The following is a 15,921-nucleotide window of genomic DNA, read 5'->3' as shown; positions in this document are numbered from 1 at the left end:
ATACAGTATTTCAGGTTTTCCAATGGCTTTAACCGCGGCGCTGAAAGCGCAAATAGGCGCCTGGTATAAGGCGCTTCAGCAGCAGATCCCCGATTTTATCCCCCGAGCGCCGCAGCGGCAGATGATTGCCGACGTGGCAAAAACGCTCGCCGGGGACGACGGGCGACATCTGGCGATTGAAGCCCCGACCGGCGTCGGGAAAACCCTGTCGTATCTCATTCCCGGCATCGCCATCGCGCGGGAAGAGGACAAAACGCTGGTGGTCAGCACTGCGAACGTGGCCTTGCAGGATCAGATCTTCAGCAAAGATTTGCCGCTGCTGCGCAAAATTATCCCCGATCTCCGCTTCACCGCCGCCTTTGGGCGCGGGCGCTACGTCTGCCCGCGTAACCTGGCGGCGCTGGCCAGCAGCGAGCCCTCGCAGCAGGATCTGCTCGCCTTTCTTGATGACGAGCTGACGCCAAACAACAAGGCCGAGCAGGAGCAGTGCGCAAAGCTGAAAGCCGAGCTCGACGGCTATAAGTGGGACGGCCTGCGGGATCACACCAGCCTGGCAATTAGCGACGACCTGTGGCGCAGGCTCAGTACCGATAAAGCCAGCTGCCTGAACCGCAACTGTCACTACTACCGCGAGTGTCCGTTCTTCGTCGCCCGACGCGAGATCCAGGAGGCGGAGGTGGTTGTCGCCAACCACGCGCTGGTGATGGCCGCGCTGGAGAGCGAAGCGGTGCTGCCGGAGCCGAAAAACCTGCTGCTGGTGCTTGACGAAGGCCATCATCTGCCCGACGTGGCGCGCGACGCGCTGGAGATGAGCGCGGAAATCACCGCTCCGTGGTTCCGACTTCAGCTGGATCTGTTCTGCAAACTGGTGGCGACCTGCATGGAGCAGTTCCGCCCGAAAACCACGCCGCCGCTGGCGGTACCCGAGCGTCTGAGCGACCACTGCGAAGAGGTTTACAGCCTTATCTCGTCTCTGAACAACATCCTCAATCTTTATCTTCCGGCAGCCCAGGAGGCAGAACACCGCTTCGCGATGGGCGAGTTGCCGGAAGAGGTGATGGAGATCTGCCAGCAGCTGGCGAAGCATCTCGAAAAGCTGCGTGGGCTGGCGGAGATGTTCCTGAACGACCTCAGCGAGAAAACTGGCTCGCACGACGTGGTGCGGCTGCACCGCATCCTGCTGCAAATGAACCGCGCGCTGGGGATGTTTGAGGCGCAGAGCAAGCTCTGGCGGCTGGCCTCGATGGCGCAGGCGTCGGGCGCGCCGGTCACCAAATGGGCCACCCGCGAAGTGCGCGACGGGCAGGTGCACCTCTTTTTCCACTGCGTGGGCATCCGCGTGGCCGATCAGCTGGAAAAGCTGATCTGGCGCAGCGTGCCGCATGTGGTCGTCACCTCTGCGACGCTGCGCTCTCTGAACAGCTTTTCACGGTTGCAGGAGATGAGCGGCCTGAAGGAGAAAGCGGGCGATCGTTTTGTGGCGCTGGACTCGCCGTTCAACCACTGCGAGCAGGGCAAGCTGGTCATTCCACGCATGAAATACGAGCCGCTTATCGACAACGAAGAGCAGCACATTGCGGAGATGGCGGCTTACTTCCGCGAGCAGGTCGAAAGTAAAAAATACCCTGGCATGCTGGTGCTGTTTGCCAGCGGGCGGGCGATGCAGCGCTTCCTGGAGCACGTCACTGACCTGCGTTTACTCCTGCTGGTGCAGGGCGACCAGCCCCGTTACCGGCTGGTGGAAACGCACCGCAAACGTATTGATAACGGCGAGCGCAGCGTGCTGGTGGGGCTACAGTCCTTTGCCGAAGGGCTGGATTTGAAGGGGGATTACCTGACGCAGGTGCATATCCATAAGATCGCCTTCCCGCCTATCGACAGCCCGGTGGTGATCACAGAGGGCGAGTGGCTGAAAAGCCTCAACCGCTATCCGTTTGAGGTGCAGAGTTTGCCCGCAGCGTCGTTTAACCTGATTCAGCAGGTGGGGCGTCTGATTCGTAGCCACGGCTGTTGGGGTGAGGTAGTGATTTACGACAAGCGTTTGCTCACCAAAAATTACGGTCAGCGGCTACTGAACGCGCTGCCGATCTTTCCGATTGAGCAGCCGGAGGTGCCTGAAGTAAAAAAACGCCCGGCAAAACTGGCCGCCGGGCGCAGGAAAAGCATCCGTGCTAAGGGGCGCGGTCCTACTGGTAAGTAAAGGTCACCTGAATCACGCTGCTGAACGTGCCTGCGGAGACGGGCATAGACGTGGCGTAGTAGCGGGCGGAGAGCGGAAACGTGGCCGTGTGGTCAGCCGGGTTAATCGGCACGTTAAACGCCGCCTGCGGGGCGATCAGGATCTTGTCCTGTCGGTCGGCCAGCTCCAGCGCCAGCCCCTTCGCGCTGCCGGTGTTGGCGAATTTGGTCGGGTGCACGCTGTCTGCCTGGCCGTAGAAATAGGCCGTGGCAAGCGCCAGCGTGGCGGGACAGTGCGACACCGAGAGCGAAAAATCTTTCCACTCGCCGGTATCCCCTACATCTTTAAAATTACCTGATACCGCCTGACCTAAATCCACCGTCAGGTTGCGGCTGGCGCTGTCAATGACGCAGGTGTTGGCGTAAATATTCCCCGTCATCTGGATCTGAATATCATCGGCGTGGGCCTGGGCTATCAGGCCCAGCGCCAGCATCAGAGCTGTCTTTTTCATGAGCGTCACTTATAAGCGAGGGTAACGGTGGCGACGGTATTGGCGGGGCCTGGCGTCACGACATCACTGGTTTGTTCGTAGCGAACCTCGAACGGGATCGCCAGCGTCTGGTTGGCGATGGCCTGGCTTTGGGTGTTCACGTAGGTATCAAAGGTGGCAGGATGGTTGTCAAACAGCATTCTGACCCCGACGCCAGTTGCCATGCCGGGCTGCCGGGTGAGTTTGATCACCCCATCTGACCCCGGTTCATAACCATTTGAACTGGTGATCTTCACTTCAGGCTGCACGTTGCTGTTGCAGTTCACCGTCACGTCAAAGTTTTGCGCCGGGCTGGATAGCATCCCCACGCTGACAAAATCGCTGACCGGGAAGTTGCCCAGATTAATGGTCAGGTTTTTTGGGGAGACGGAGCAGGTGACGTTCTGGAAGTTAACGTTTCCTGCGTAGGCGATAACATTGGGTGAACCAATGCCGTCGTAGCCATATACGCCAATACCGAACTCTGTTTGCGCCTGAAGCAGCGTGCCGGACTGTACCACATCACTGGTTTTAACCAGCTCAAGCGTGACGTTAAAATCAAACGACAGGTATCCATCGGTCGAGACATAGCCGATGGGCGTACTGCGGGAATCGCAGGCGACTTTTCCCCCACCTGAAATGCGCTGGCCCTGGTCGTTCTTTAAGGCAATGCCGACTCCAGGCACGCCTGTGTCATAAACGCCGGTCAACCCGGGGAGCTCCGAACCACTTCCGTAATAGCAGGAGATGATTTCCAGCCCGCTCTCGTAAGGAGAGTTGCAGTTACCCGCGACGTGTACAGTCTGCTCCGTCCCGGGAATGGTAGCGCCTACTGCCAGCGTCGTCGGGACCGAAATGGTGGCAACGTTGATCATTTTCGGCATATCGGGCGTAGTGCAGCCAGCCTTCGCATGCGGCATAAATAACGCCGCGGTGCCCAGAATCAGTAAGAAAAAGCACTGTTTTATCATTTGCATAGTCGTTAGCCTGAAGGGTGAATCAATGACACTGCGCGGCAGCGTTAATGATGCTGGTTTTCTCTTTCTCATCCGTTAGCGCATAGTCAGCGATGCAGTGCTCGCTCGCGTCCTGTCCCCAGGAAACGGCGAGATGCCCCTGCTGCGGCAGACCCGAGAGATAGGTCTGGCCGTCATTACCCACAATAAACTCGCTGTCCTTATCCTCGGTGGTGACCGTCGCGCCGAACGGCAGCGGTTTGCCGTTGTGCGTCAGCGTCATCAGCACGCGGTTGCCCACGCGGGTGTTAAAGCTGGCGCGCACCACGGCCCCGCGAGTTGGGGTGACGACCTGCGCGGCGTGGGTGACGTCGGCATTGTCCGGCAGCGTTTCGGTATCCAGCGCAATGGTGTTGTGGCGATACGCGGTCACAAACGGGACGACGGTGTAGCCGCGGAAGTCGGTTTCAACCCCGGTCTGGTTAGTGATGTGCGTCCCGTGCGTGCCCGGGGCCTTCACCAGCGCGATAGTTTCACCGAGCGGCTGGCTCAGGGTTATCCCGTTAGCATGGGCCACCATGCCGCCCTGTAGTCCGATGTTCACGCTCTGCTGATATTTATCCTGACTGACGCCGCCGCTCAGTTCGCCGTAAGTTGCTTTATAATCGGCGTTGAGGCTGGTGGAGTTGCCGCTGCCGGTACTGCTCAGCCCCTCCTGAATATTCCAGTTCAGGTTGTCCTCTTTCAGGGCCGTACCGTTCAGACCGATGTTCTGCGTGGTGCCCTCTTTGGTATTGTTCAGGTTGTAGGTGGCCCAGGTGTTATGCATCCAGCGGTCGAGCGGAACCGAGATGCTTAGCGCGAACTGGTTATCGTTCGCCACCTCATTGCCGTCTTCGTCACTGTCGTTGGTGTTTTTGTTCATGCTGTAGCTGAGGCTGTAGCTCACGCCGTGCCAGCTGTTGTTGTAGCTGACGCTCACGGAGGTCATGTCCTGGCTCTGGGTCCAGTAGGTCTCTTTCACCAGGCTCAGGGTTACGGAACCCCAGCCTTCCGGCAGCGTCTGGTCGACGGTGGCTTCGGTACGGGCGCGGCGCTGCTGCGGTGCAGACCAGTCGTCAGAACGGGTATACGACTCCATGGTATCTTCCAGGGTGTAAAATCCTTTGCTGTTATAGCGGTAGCCGGCCAGTGAGAAGTTAGTGCCTGACTGGGCGATATCTTTGCTGTAGCGCACGCGCCACGACTGGCCTTTGCTGGCCTGCTGTTTTTTCAGCAGGGCTTTGGCGCGGGTGACGTCAATGGAGAAGGCGCCTAAATCGCCCATGTTTTTCCCAATGCCCATCGCCTCAGACTGATAATGGCTGCTCTGCTGAACGCCACCGTAGGCGGTGATGCCGTAGGGTAAACCGTAGATAGCACTCCCCTGGGCAAACGGGGTCTTTTCGACATCGTGGTCATAGGAACGATAACGCCCGGCGGTGACGCTGTAGCGCAGGTTTTTTTCACGCTGCAATACCGGTACGGAGGCAAACGGCACCACGAAATGGCTTTCGCTGCCGTCGGTCTCTTTCACGGTCACCTGGAGATCGCCGCTGCTTCCGGTGGGGTAAAGATCGTTAATTTCGAACGCGCCCGGCGCGACCGTATTTTGATAAATGACGTAGCCGTTCTGGCGAACCACCACCAGCGCGTTGCTGTGGGCGGTGCCGCGAATAATGGGCGCATAGCCTTTCTCGCTGTCCGGCAGCATGTCGTTGTCGGATTTCAGCTCCACGCCGGTGTAGGGGACGCTATCAAATACGTCGGCAGGCGATGAGCTCTGGCCGACGGTGACGTCGCTTTTCATGGCCACAATATCGCGTTGCGCATAGGTATAAACGGAGGTGAATTTCTGCTCCTCCTCATGGCCCGTGATGCTGCGATTCCAGGTGGAATAGTTGCGAATGCGCCATGCGCCAACGTTCAGGCCCGGGCGCAGGTTCACGTACTGGCTGCTGTTATCCTGCTCACCGTGCTGGCGTGCACGGCTGTGGCTGGCATTTGCGCTGTAGTTAAGCAGGCCCGCAGTGATGCCTTCGTCAAACGCTTTCGGGTCAATGTAACCGCGAGGCACCTGGCCCAGCGCCGTCTGGGGAATACTCAGCAATAGCTGTTGGTTACGAACGCGAAAGGTGGCGGATGCGGCAGGAATGACATGTAAATCGGCACACTGGCCTTTGGCCATCAGCTGCGGAAATTTTTTGGTCTTGATGCCGAGGCTTTTTAAATCGTCCAGGCTAAAACAAGGTTGCAGGGTGCCGTTGCCCTGCGGACCTTTCTCGAGCGTAAAGGTCACGTTGCGGGTATCAATTTTATTATTATTGATAAATACGGCGACCTGATATTTACCCGGCGCCTGACCTGGCCCTTTTTCATAGAAGGACAGATCGGTTTTACCCTGCTGGGGATTATCAATATCCAGCAGGGCAGGGTTAAAATAATCATCAGCCATAACCTGCTGGGCAAAGATCGCCATTGCCAGGCCACAAAGAATTACCAGCAATGATGAAATTCGGCAGGTGAACGGCTTTTTATCGCTGTACATGATTATTTTATTACCGGGGAAGTATTAATGAACGGATTTAGAGAACGTATGGCTGATGCTGCCGTAATCAGTAATAATGGAATACGTTACGTTCGCGCCCCCGACATTACCCGGTAAGGCAAAATGCGTTTCCGTTTTCGGAACGGCCCAGGTCGCTTTCGTGACTTTCTGACCGTTCAGCGTGACGGTCTGGAAATTCATATAGAAAGGCGTGGGGTTATTCACCACCAGGTCGTTGCCTTCGCGATGCCATTCAAGTTTATCCGCCACCTCTTCCGGTCGGCCTTTTACCGCAGACGGGCGATACAGCAATTTAATGCGGGTGTTGATTGCAATTTGCAGCGTATTCACGCCTTCAACGTGCTTTGAGGAAGGGATCGCTTTAATGTTCAACCAGTACAGGGATTCCCTGTCTTCCGGTAAATTTCCGCCCGTACGCACCACGCGCAGAACGTTATCTTCTTTTGCATCCAGACGGAAAAGCGGCGGGGTGATCAGGAACGGGGCTTTGGCCTGGTTTTTACCGCCGGAATCGACCCAGGACTGCACCAGATAATCCGTCGCATCTGGATTTGAAAGACCAAGAGAAGATTCCTTCTTATCTCCCTGATAGACCAGCCGGGTGCCATTAATAATGACGCCTGCATGTGCAGTGGCGGCTACCAGTAAAAGCGTGCTCAGTAAATAACCGTGGCGCATAAAGATTTCTCAATTAATAGAGGAGAGAGTCATGCTCGCAAAAGCATTACTCTCTCCGGATTGATAAGATCAGTTATAAATAACGGTGAAGGTCGATACAGAGTTAGCGGGGCCTGCGGTAATTGCCGCGCCGGTTTGAATATAACGCGCGCCGAACTCCAGATCGTTAACCGCCGTACCGGAGGTTAATTGATATTGCTGCGACGGCGTATACAGGCTGACCGGCTGCTCTGACGCATCCACCAGCTGAATCGCCACGCCCGTCGCCGCATCGGTATCTGGCGTTAAGGCAAGCGTTGAATTGTTATTCGCATCCGGCTTACCGCCGAAATTAATCGCAGCGGAGGTGACCGTGTCAGGGCAATTCGTTAACTTAATATCAAACCGCGTTAAGGTGCTGGTAGAGCCTGCACCGGTAAATACCGTTTTAGACACTTTACCCAACTGCACATTTAGTGGATTACTTAATCCATTAACGACCTGACAAGCAGAATCGATAATTTCACCGGTGAAGTTTATTTGCCCTTCACCGTTTGTTGCCGCAAACGTGGATGCAGAACATCCCACCGCTGCGGCGATGATTAAACCTAAAGCAACCTTGTTCATAGCAAATCCTGATATGTTTCTGGCGAGAACGTTGCCTGGACGTTTCACCGTTGACCCTTAATGACTTTCCGTGGGTTATTTAATCAAAAAATGTATGGTTATGAATTAGCCAAAGAAATCACAAATAATTGAAAAAAAGGTTGTGTTTATTTTTTATAATCAAAACAGAAGGTTGCCTTGACTGATAAAAAACTAACGGCCAGCCAGTCATCAGGGCTATATTGTTAACAAGATGATGCAGTCAGGAGAAATGTCGTGGATTACCGCAAAATTATCAAAGAGGTAGGGCGTGGAAAAAACCACGCTCGCGATCTGGACCAGGAAACAGCCCGTGCGTTATACACGCACATGCTGAATGGCGACGTGCCGGAACTGGAAATGGGCGGCATACTGATTGCGCTGCGTATTAAAGGGGAAGGTGAAGCGGAGATGCGCGGCTTTTATGAGGCTATGCAGTCGCAGACAATGCGCTTAACCCCGCCCGTCACTAAGCCGATGCCGATTGTGATCCCGACCTATAACGGCGCGCGTAAACAGGCAAACCTCACGCCGCTGCTGGCTATTCTGTTGCAGAAGCTCGGTTTCCCGGTGGTGGTCCATGGCGTGAGCGAAGATCCGACGCGCGTGCTGACAGAAACCATCCTTGAGCTGTTAGGTATCGAACCGACCTTCCATGCCGGTCAGGCGCAGGCAAAGCTGGAAGGGAACCAGCCGGTCTATATCCCCGTGAGTGCGCTCTGCCCGCCGCTGGAAAAGCAGCTGGACATGCGCTGGCGCATGGGCGTACGTAACAGCGCTCACACGCTGGCAAAGCTGGTGACGCCGTTTGCCGAAGACGCCGCGCTGCGTCTTTCCAGCGTCTCCCATCCGGAGTACGTGACGCGCGTCGGGCAATTCTTTGCCGAAATCGGTGGGCGCGCGCTGCTGATGCATGGAACAGAAGGTGAGGTTTACGCCAATCCCCAGCGTTGTCCGCAGATGATGCTCATTGAGCCTGCCGGGACCCGCGTTGTGCTTGAACGAGGGGAAGATAGCAGCGATGTCATTCTGCCTGAATCGAAGGATCCGCAGGTTACCGCGCACTGGATCGTGCAGTGTCTGGCCGGAAAGGTGCCGGTTCCGCAGTCGATCCGGCTGCAAATGGCCTGCTGCCTGCTGGCTACGGGAGAAGTGGAAACGGTGGAGGCCGGGATGCAGCGGGTGGCGCAGTCGTTTTAAATAAAAAAAAAGCCCGTCCAGTGGCGGACGGGCAAACAAAGGGTAACAACAACAGGGTCAATGAGGGTTGGAGCATCTCACCAGAGGGAGGGTGAGGGTGGAGCAAAATTCGTTCGATTATTTGTAGATAACCGCAGTACCGCTCAGTTTGTTATTACCGTTAGCGGAGGTAATGGTGTATCCACTTGCGCCGGCAGCCGCTGCTTTCTCAGCCAGTTTTGCTTCCAGACCGTCCAGCGTAGTTGCGCCTTCTGCACTCACTACACCGATTTTATTCAGATTCTGTGCCTGAGCAGAAGATACAGGCTCTACAGCGAAAGCGCCGAAAGAGAGGGCGGACAGGGCAACAGCAGCAACAGCATATTTGATCGTTTTCATGGCTAAATTCTCGCAGGTTATTCTGTTAAGGGGACGATGTTCCGTCGATGTGATAAGTATCACGCTTTTTTGCGAGAGATAAAATCGAAGAGAATTGACGTGGTTGCTCAAAAAATTTGAATGACAAATAACTTATTGATTATTAATAAATTCAGACACACGATTTACACTTCTTGCTGAAGCGCTTTACAGAACGGATGACAAGGGCACGTTTTGCTACGCGCTTCGCTAAAAGTCGTGAGCGTAAAGGAAGCGGCAAGTGGGGTTAGCTTCGGTAAAGGAAAGTCAACGTAACTGGCTGTCTTTCGATCCTCTGCGATTATATCCTGAATGTGAAGCGTTTTTTGAATCTTTCTCCTGCTGGCAGGCGATGCAAAGCCGTACGCCGGGAATGGCTTTACGCCGTGCCTCGGGAATGGGTTCCCCGCACTCTTCGCATTCCGTCAAACTTTCGCCGCGCGGAATTTCGCCGCGAGCACGCGCGACCGCATCTTCAATGGTACTGTTGATCTGTTCGTTAACGGCGTCGTCATTCGCCCAACCGGAAGCCATATCGTTCCCCTGAGTGGTTAAAGCCATATTATCAATATGGGGTTAAAAAACGCACAATCAAGGCGCGGAGAAAGAGAACTGCATCCGCAGGGCGGATGCAGTCCGGAAGGAGGTGGGTTATTTATAGATAGTCGCGGTGCCGTACATATGGTTATCGCCACCGGCCGCATTTACCACGAAGCCTTTAGCCCCTTCCTGACGGGCTTTTTCTGCCAGCTTGTCCTGAAGGTCATCAAGGTTGCTTGCCCGGCTGACGGAGACAGTCCCGGCAGCGCGTAGCTGGCCGATGTCGGTGTTGTCGGTCAAAGGCTGAACGGACCAGGCAGAGAACGATGCGCCTGCCAGCGCACCCGCAATAATAAAGGTCAGATACGTTTTCATCTTCACATCCTCAGGGAAACAACAGGTGATTCCTTTTTAGTTTAGAAGCCTGACGAGTGTGATTTAACGCAAAAATTTGATGATGATCTGCGTGTTTTTTGAACGATAAATACTGACAATTTGCTGACAGATCATAGACATACAGGTGGCTGATTTTTGTTGTTTTTTTGTGCGACTCAGAGAGATATTTACCCTCGCGCCGTCACAGGGTATCTTACGCGGCTGTTTAAAGGAGAATGCCATGACTTCCCAAAAGCCGGGATTGCACCCGCGTAACCGCCACCGTAGCCGCTACGACATGAAAGCCCTGTGCCAGAGCTGCCCTGAGTTGCAGGATTTTATCGTTCAGACCCCAGCCGGTGAACCGTCGGTCAACTTCGCCGATCCGCTGGCGGTTAAAACGCTGAACAAAGCGCTGCTGGCCCATTTTTATGGCGTTACGCACTGGGACATCCCTGAAGGCTTTCTCTGCCCGCCGGTGCCGGGGCGTGCGGATTACGTCCACCACCTTGCCGATCTGCTGGCGGAGGACCACGATGGCGTAGTGCCGAAACAGGCTACCGTTCTTGATATCGGTACCGGCGCGAACCTGATTTATCCACTCATAGGCGCGCATGAGTACCAGTGGCGATTTACCGGCAGCGAGATCGGTAACGAAGCGTTCGCCAGCGCGCAGGCCATTATTAACGCTAACCCGGGGTTAAGCCGAGCCGTTCGCCTGCGTCGTCAGAAGGATGCGTCTGCTATTTTCAACGGCATTATTCACAAGAACGAAAATTATGATGCCACCCTGTGCAACCCGCCGTTCCACGACTCCGCCGCCTCTGCACGGGCGGGGAGCGAACGCAAGCGGCGTAACCTGGGTCAGGCTGAAGATGGCGCGCTGAACTTTGGCGGCCAGCAGCAGGAGCTGTGGTGCGAGGGCGGGGAAGTGGCATTCATTCTGCGTATGATTGCCGAGAGTAAAGGCTTCGGTCGCCAGGTGAAATGGTTTACCACGCTGGTCTCCCGTGGCGATAACCTGCCGCCGCTGTACCGTGCGCTCACCGACGTCGGTGCGGTGAAGGTCGTCAAAAAAGAGATGGCGCAGGGCCAGAAGCAGAGCCGCTTTATCGCCTGGACCTTTATGGACGATAACAAACGCCGCAAATAGCACCCCATCGTAGGCCGGGTAAGGCGAAGCCGCCACCCGGCTCGGTTACAGCGTCGGCTCCTGCGGAGGGAGCGGCGAAGCGGGCGGCGGCAATACCTGATACGTCTGCACCGGCGCTCTCACGTTCGCCAGATCGAAGTGTTTTTTCACCATGCTGTCGAGGGCAAAGCGCACCGTCCACTGTTTTAGCGGCTGGGTGGTAAACGACACGCGCAGGGTAAAGGCGGTGTTCGTCAGCCCGACGATGCCCGCGAACGACGGCTCGCCAATCACCAGTCCGCGAATATCTTCCATCTCCATCAGCTCGCTTACCGCATCCCGCAGCGCCTGCTTCGCCTTATCGGCATCTTCGTGACGATCAACGTCGTAATTTGCCACCACCGAACCAATGCCGCGCACAAAGTTGGCAAAAGTGGTGATCGATGACCACGGAATAATGTGGTACGCCCCGGTATCCTGACGCACGCCTACCGAACGAATGGACATCCGCTCCACCGTGCCGGTGAGCGGTCCGATGGTCACCAGATCACCGGTGTTCATCCCGTTCTCAAACTGGATGAAAACGCCGGTGATAATATCTTTAACCAGCGTCTGTGAACCGAAGGAGATCGCCAGCCCCAGCGCACCGGCACCTGCCAGCAGCGGGGCGATATTGACCCCGATTTCTGACAGCACAATCATGATGGTGATGGTACTGATGATCACCGCCAGCGCGTTGCGGCACAGGGTCAGCAGCGTGCGGGCGCGGGCGCTCGGCAGCGGCCTGCCGTGAACATCCGACACCAGCCTGTTCTCAATAAGGCTTGCCAGCAGCGTCCAGCCCACGGCGGAGAAGAACAGGATCAGCGAGATACGAATAAGAATATCGACGGTTTTTTCCCCCGCGCCGTTATGCAGCCAGTTCCAGAAGTCAAACAGGCCCCACGCGTTCAGCAGCAGCATGATGGCCACGCAGACGGTCAGAATGCGCGCCACCTTCAGCGACACCGACGTCCAGCCATTAACCCGTTTTTGCAGCTCCGGGTAATTCCGCTGAACCTGCGGCGACAGGGTGATGGTTTTCGACAGCCAGCGGGAAAGCAGGCCAGAAACAAACGCCGCTATGCCGATAATCGCCAGGCTTTTGAACGTCGCCCCCATCATAAATTTCAGGCTGTTGCCCGGATCGAACAGGGAGAAGAAGCACAGCACGATAAAATAGGCGCTGGCTAGCCAGTGCCACACCAGCGCAAAGGCACGAATAAACAGGCTGAAAAAGGAGAGGGAGCGATCGGCCAGGTTCAGCAGGCTGTCGGTGATGGCCTTTTTATTGTGGAAGATGAGGTACAGCGCCCAGACGGTAATGCAGAGCATGATCAACACGTTCGCCAGCGCGCCGAACTGCACGTTCACCTGGTTGGAGATAATCGGCACGGCGACCAGCAGGCCGTAGCCGATCAATCCGCTCAGCACGCTCAGCCGCACCGCCCAGTATTTGGCGCTCCGATCCTGAATGGCGAAGGGGCGAAGGTCCGGCACGTTCGGGCAGAATATTAGCCGCAGCAGCGCCTTAAAGAACTCGATCAGGGCAAAGGCGTTCAGGAACAGCCCCTGCTGGAAGGCGATGGTTTTATTTCCGGTATTAAGACGGTCGGCCAGCAGCTGACCGACAAACAGCGTCAGCGCCAGCAGCAGCAAATCGATGATAAAGGCCCCGGTAATCATGGCCGGGAGATGCAGCCAGCTGCTTTTATGCTGATTCTTTTTACGCCCCCACTGGCCCATCTTCCGGTAGAGCGGCCAGACGCACAGGCGCAGCAGCCAGTAAAAGATAAATACCGCACCCGCCAGAATAGAAAACTGCGTGGCGGCTGCGGAGAAGGTGTGGGGGTTAAAAGGCTTATGCGAGGTGCCAATTAGGTTGCGATAGAGCTGGGCAAAACGCGACGACAGGGCCTCCCCGTAGCGGCGGCTGATGTCGGTGACGTTTTCCAGCACCGTCTTTTCTTCTTCGGCTTCCGGCGGCGCAATGGTCGGAACCGGATCCTGAGGCGGCGTGGCGGCCACCTTCCTCAACTGATCGATCAGCTCCTGCCGGGACGTGTCGTTCTCAAGCACGTCGGCAAGCGCGCTGTAGGCGGCTTTTTTCTTTTCAGCGTCCGGTTCTGGGGCCGCATTTTGCTGGGTGGCGGTGGCTCCGGTGGTGACGCCGGGAATGGTTACAGCGAGCGATGGCGCGCTAAACAGGCTAAACAGGAGTAACAGGATCCACGGCACGGCGTCCTCCGACAAAAATATCGTGCAAAATGATAAGTATAGAGGGCGAGACGCGGAGGGGAGTTTTTGGGAACAATCCGGCGTAAAAAAGCCGGGCATGCCCGGCTCAGTGTGTGGCTATCAGGAGACGTGTTGCAGGAATTCCTGGAGACGCTGGCTCGGTGGGTTCGCAATCAGCGCCTGCGGATTGCCGTCCTCCGCGATGCGGCCCTTATCAATGAAGATCAGACGAGACGCCACTTTTTCGGCAAAGCCGATTTCGTGGGTCACAATCACCATCGTCATGCCTTCTTCCGCCAGATCCTGCATCACTTTCAGCACCTCGTGACGCAGCTCCGGGTCGAGCGCGGACGTGGGCTCATCAAACAGCATCATCTTTGGCTTCACCGCCAGCGCACGGGCAATGGCCACGCGCTGCTGCTGGCCGCCGGACAGCTCTGACGGGTAGTGGTGGGCACGCTCTGCCAGACCCACTTTCGCCAGCAGATCTTTGGCCAGCGTTTCCGCCGCCGCTTTGCTGGCCCCGCGCACGCGCAGGGGGCCAAACATGACGTTTTCCAGCGCCGTCAGGTGCGGGAACAGGTAAAACTGCTGGAACACCATGCCCGCTTCCTGGCGGATCAGGCGCTCGTCCACTTTCGGATCGTTAACCTTCAGGCCATCGACGATCAGATCGCCGCTGGTGATCTCCTCGAGCTTGTTAATGCAGCGCAGCAGGGTGGATTTACCGGAACCGGACGGCCCGATGATCACCACCACTTCGCCCTGCCTGATGTTCAAATCGATATTGTGCAGCACCTGGGTTGGGCCGAAGTGCTTGGAAACGTTTTTAAATTCAATCACAGGATTTTCATCCTTCTTTCAAGACGACGCAGAACAAAGCTCAGGACAAGCGTGATAATCAGGTAGACAACGGCGACCGCACTCCAGATTTCCAGGGCGCGGAAGTTACCCGCGATGATCTCCTGGCCCTGACGGGTCAGCTCGGCCACGCCGATAACAATAAACAGCGAGGTGTCTTTAATGCTGATGATCCACTGGTTACCCAGCGGCGGCAGCATGCGGCGCAGCGCCAGCGGCAGTATCACGTGACGGATGGTTTCGCGACGGGAAAGGCCTAACGCCAGACCGGCTTCGCTGAAGCCTTTATGAATCGACAGCACCGCGCCGCGGGTGATTTCCGCAATGTAAGCGCCGGAGTTGATCATGATGGTGACAACGGCTGCGCTGAACGGGTCAATGCGCAGGTCGGTGAAGGCCATCGGCAGGGCGAAGTAGATGAACATGACCTGCACCACAATGGGGGTGCCGCGGATCACTTCGATGAAAACCAGTGCGATGTGGTTTGCAATCCAGCCGCCGTAGGTACGAGCGAAACCGGCCACCAGACCGATAATCAACCCGCCAACCAGACCGAGGACCGAAATCCACAGGGTCATTTTAGCGCCTTCAAGCAAGAGAGGAATGGCAGGCCAGATGGCGCTCCAGTCAAACTGCATGATGTATTCCTGTATACCGTGGTGAAAAACGAAAAACGTAGGCCCGGCGCGCGTGAGCGCCACCGGGCGTTACAAACCTGAGTTCAGGTGAAGTTATTTAGGCTCGGTACCGAACCATTTTTTGTAGATTTCGTTATAGGTGCCGTTCTCTTTCAGGGTTTTCAGCGCGCCGTTCACTTTATTACGCAGGTCGTCGCTGCCTTTCGGGAACGCAATACCGTACTGCTGTGCTTCCAGAGAATCGCCTACCGCTTTGAACTTGCCGTTCCCTGCGGTTTTGATGAAGTACAGGATGTTAGGCGTGTCGTGCAGCACCGCGTCAGCGCGGTTGGTGCCCAGTTCCATATACGCGTTGTCGATGTTCGGGAACTGACGCAGGTCTTTGGTTTTGATGTTGGCTTTCGCGTAATCCACGGAACCGGTGCCGCTCTTCACGGCGACCACTTTACCGTCGAGATCTTTCACGCTTTTAACGTCGTTGTTATCCGCTTTTACCATCACCAGCAGGCCGCTTTTGTAGTAGCCGTCAGAGAAGTCGATCGCTTTTTTACGTTCTTCGGTGATGGTGATGCCCGCCAGCGCCAGGTCAACGTTTTTGGTTTGCAGCGCCGGGATGATACCGCTGAAGTCCATTGGCTTCAGGGTGTAATCCAGCTTAAGTTCTTTTGCGACAGCGGCCCACAGATCGACGTCAAAACCAACGTATTTATCACCCTGTTTGAATTCAAACGGTACAAACGCCGTGTCAGTCGCCACAACCAGTTTGTCGGCGGCCTGCGAGGACACCGCAAACGCCAGGGTAAGTGCAGCCAGTGAAACTTTTAATACAGACTTCATAGCATTTCCTTTTATATCCACGGGGCGATCCCCTGCGAGAACCTCTGGCACAATGAAAAAATCATGCCAGTTTTACAAGCTGTTGTTTTGC

Annotated in this window: 15 protein-coding genes; 3 read left to right on the top strand and 12 right to left on the bottom strand. The window is 56.0% G+C overall.

Translation table 11 applies throughout. From position 1 onward, the window contains the following. Positions 1-22: 22 nt before the first annotated feature. Positions 23-2,200: an ATP-dependent DNA helicase DinG gene (gene dinG, locus A3466_RS02715; protein WP_063449288.1), complete on the top strand. Its 2,178-nt coding sequence runs from the start codon at positions 23-25 to the stop codon at positions 2,198-2,200. Here the strand turns inward: dinG and A3466_RS02710 are convergent. The 5 genes from A3466_RS02710 to A3466_RS02690 all read right to left on the bottom strand — a co-directional run bounded on the left by A3466_RS02710 (position 2,187) and on the right by A3466_RS02690 (position 7,556). Further along, the gene (locus A3466_RS02710; protein ID WP_047368144.1) at positions 2,187-2,690 is read right to left on the bottom strand and encodes a fimbrial protein; all 504 of its coding nucleotides are present in this window, start codon (positions 2,688-2,690) and stop codon (positions 2,187-2,189) included. The two genes, dinG and A3466_RS02710, sit on opposite strands and share 14 nt — an antisense overlap. Positions 2,691-2,695: 5 nt before the next feature. After that, entirely contained in the window at positions 2,696-3,685 is a 990-nt protein-coding gene (locus A3466_RS02705; protein WP_063449287.1) for a fimbrial protein, read from the bottom strand. 22 nt (positions 3,686-3,707) lie between these two features. Then, complete coding sequence (locus A3466_RS02700) at positions 3,708-6,251, bottom strand: fimbria/pilus outer membrane usher protein (protein ID WP_165602740.1); 2,544 nt, start codon at positions 6,249-6,251, stop codon at positions 3,708-3,710. Positions 6,252-6,275: 24 nt separating this feature from the next. Next, complete coding sequence (locus A3466_RS02695; RefSeq protein ID WP_063449286.1) at positions 6,276-6,950, bottom strand: fimbrial biogenesis chaperone; 675 nt, start codon at positions 6,948-6,950, stop codon at positions 6,276-6,278. A 69-nt stretch (positions 6,951-7,019) separates the two neighbouring features. Next, positions 7,020-7,556 (bottom strand): fimbrial protein, encoded by a 537-nt coding sequence (locus tag A3466_RS02690; protein WP_063449285.1) that lies wholly within the window; start codon positions 7,554-7,556, stop codon positions 7,020-7,022. 255 nt (positions 7,557-7,811) lie between these two features. Here A3466_RS02690 and ybiB point away from each other — a divergent pair, with 255 nt between their 5' ends. Continuing rightward, on the top strand, positions 7,812-8,774 hold the full coding sequence (ybiB, locus tag A3466_RS02685; RefSeq protein ID WP_063449284.1) for a DNA-binding protein YbiB: 963 nt from the start codon (positions 7,812-7,814) through the stop codon (positions 8,772-8,774). Positions 8,775-8,891: 117 nt separating this feature from the next. Here the strand turns inward: ybiB and ybiJ are convergent, their stop codons facing one another. The 3 genes from ybiJ to mcbA all read right to left on the bottom strand — a co-directional run bounded on the left by ybiJ (position 8,892) and on the right by mcbA (position 10,085). Next, on the bottom strand, positions 8,892-9,152 hold the full coding sequence (ybiJ, locus tag A3466_RS02680; RefSeq protein WP_063449283.1) for a DUF1471 family protein YbiJ: 261 nt from the start codon (positions 9,150-9,152) through the stop codon (positions 8,892-8,894). 285 nt (positions 9,153-9,437) lie between these two features. Further along, positions 9,438-9,704: a DksA/TraR family C4-type zinc finger protein gene (locus tag A3466_RS02675; RefSeq protein WP_063449282.1), complete on the bottom strand. Its 267-nt coding sequence runs from the start codon at positions 9,702-9,704 to the stop codon at positions 9,438-9,440. Between the two features lie 117 nt (positions 9,705-9,821). After that, positions 9,822-10,085: a DUF1471 family periplasmic protein McbA gene (mcbA, locus tag A3466_RS02670; protein ID WP_063449281.1), complete on the bottom strand. Its 264-nt coding sequence runs from the start codon at positions 10,083-10,085 to the stop codon at positions 9,822-9,824. 241 nt (positions 10,086-10,326) lie between these two features. On the opposite strand from mcbA, the gene rlmF reads away from it, so the two are divergent. Next, entirely contained in the window at positions 10,327-11,238 is a 912-nt protein-coding gene (gene rlmF / locus A3466_RS02660) for a 23S rRNA (adenine(1618)-N(6))-methyltransferase RlmF (RefSeq protein ID WP_063449279.1), read from the top strand. A gap of 45 nt (positions 11,239-11,283) precedes the next feature. Here rlmF and ybiO read toward each other — a convergent pair whose 3' ends face one another. The 4 genes from ybiO to glnH all read right to left on the bottom strand — a co-directional run bounded on the left by ybiO (position 11,284) and on the right by glnH (position 15,830). Further along, positions 11,284-13,494 (bottom strand): mechanosensitive channel protein, encoded by a 2,211-nt coding sequence (ybiO, locus tag A3466_RS02655; protein ID WP_063449463.1) that lies wholly within the window; start codon positions 13,492-13,494, stop codon positions 11,284-11,286. 120 nt (positions 13,495-13,614) lie between these two features. Beyond that, positions 13,615-14,337 (bottom strand): glutamine ABC transporter ATP-binding protein GlnQ, encoded by a 723-nt coding sequence (gene glnQ, locus A3466_RS02650; RefSeq protein ID WP_022647522.1) that lies wholly within the window; start codon positions 14,335-14,337, stop codon positions 13,615-13,617. Further along, positions 14,334-14,993 (bottom strand): glutamine ABC transporter permease GlnP, encoded by a 660-nt coding sequence (gene glnP / locus A3466_RS02645; RefSeq protein WP_003858462.1) that lies wholly within the window; start codon positions 14,991-14,993, stop codon positions 14,334-14,336. The genes glnQ and glnP overlap by 4 nt, the downstream gene beginning before the upstream one ends. A 93-nt stretch (positions 14,994-15,086) precedes the next feature. After that, positions 15,087-15,830, bottom strand: coding sequence for a glutamine ABC transporter substrate-binding protein GlnH (gene glnH / locus A3466_RS02640; protein WP_003858455.1), 744 nt, complete (start codon positions 15,828-15,830; stop codon positions 15,087-15,089). Positions 15,831-15,921 lie beyond the last annotated feature (91 nt).

The organism is Enterobacter genomosp. S, from assembly GCF_001631805.1.
Classification (GTDB): domain Bacteria; phylum Pseudomonadota; class Gammaproteobacteria; order Enterobacterales; family Enterobacteriaceae; genus Enterobacter; species Enterobacter quasihormaechei.
Note: the sequence above shows the minus strand (reverse complement) of the source record. Positions and strands in the feature narration are given on the sequence as shown.

Bases quoted from the DNA above. Each gene is read 5' to 3' on its own strand.
- dinG (WP_063449288.1), top strand. From the start codon at position 23: ATGGCTTTAACCGCGGCGCTGAAAGCGCAAATAGGCGCCTGGTATAAG.
- A3466_RS02710 (WP_047368144.1), bottom strand. From the start codon at position 2,690: ATGAAAAAGACAGCTCTGATGCTGGCGCTGGGCCTGATAGCCCAGGCC.
- A3466_RS02705 (WP_063449287.1), bottom strand. From the start codon at position 3,685: ATGCAAATGATAAAACAGTGCTTTTTCTTACTGATTCTGGGCACCGCG.
- A3466_RS02700 (WP_165602740.1), bottom strand. From the start codon at position 6,251: ATGTACAGCGATAAAAAGCCGTTCACCTGCCGAATTTCATCATTGCTG.
- A3466_RS02695 (WP_063449286.1), bottom strand. From the start codon at position 6,950: ATGCGCCACGGTTATTTACTGAGCACGCTTTTACTGGTAGCCGCCACT.
- A3466_RS02690 (WP_063449285.1), bottom strand. From the start codon at position 7,556: ATGAACAAGGTTGCTTTAGGTTTAATCATCGCCGCAGCGGTGGGATGT.
- ybiJ (WP_063449283.1), bottom strand. From the start codon at position 9,152: ATGAAAACGATCAAATATGCTGTTGCTGCTGTTGCCCTGTCCGCCCTC.
- A3466_RS02675 (WP_063449282.1), bottom strand. From the start codon at position 9,704: ATGGCTTCCGGTTGGGCGAATGACGACGCCGTTAACGAACAGATCAAC.
- mcbA (WP_063449281.1), bottom strand. From the start codon at position 10,085: ATGAAAACGTATCTGACCTTTATTATTGCGGGTGCGCTGGCAGGCGCA.
- rlmF (WP_063449279.1), top strand. From the start codon at position 10,327: ATGACTTCCCAAAAGCCGGGATTGCACCCGCGTAACCGCCACCGTAGC.
- glnP (WP_003858462.1), bottom strand. From the start codon at position 14,993: ATGCAGTTTGACTGGAGCGCCATCTGGCCTGCCATTCCTCTCTTGCTT.
- glnH (WP_003858455.1), bottom strand. From the start codon at position 15,830: ATGAAGTCTGTATTAAAAGTTTCACTGGCTGCACTTACCCTGGCGTTT.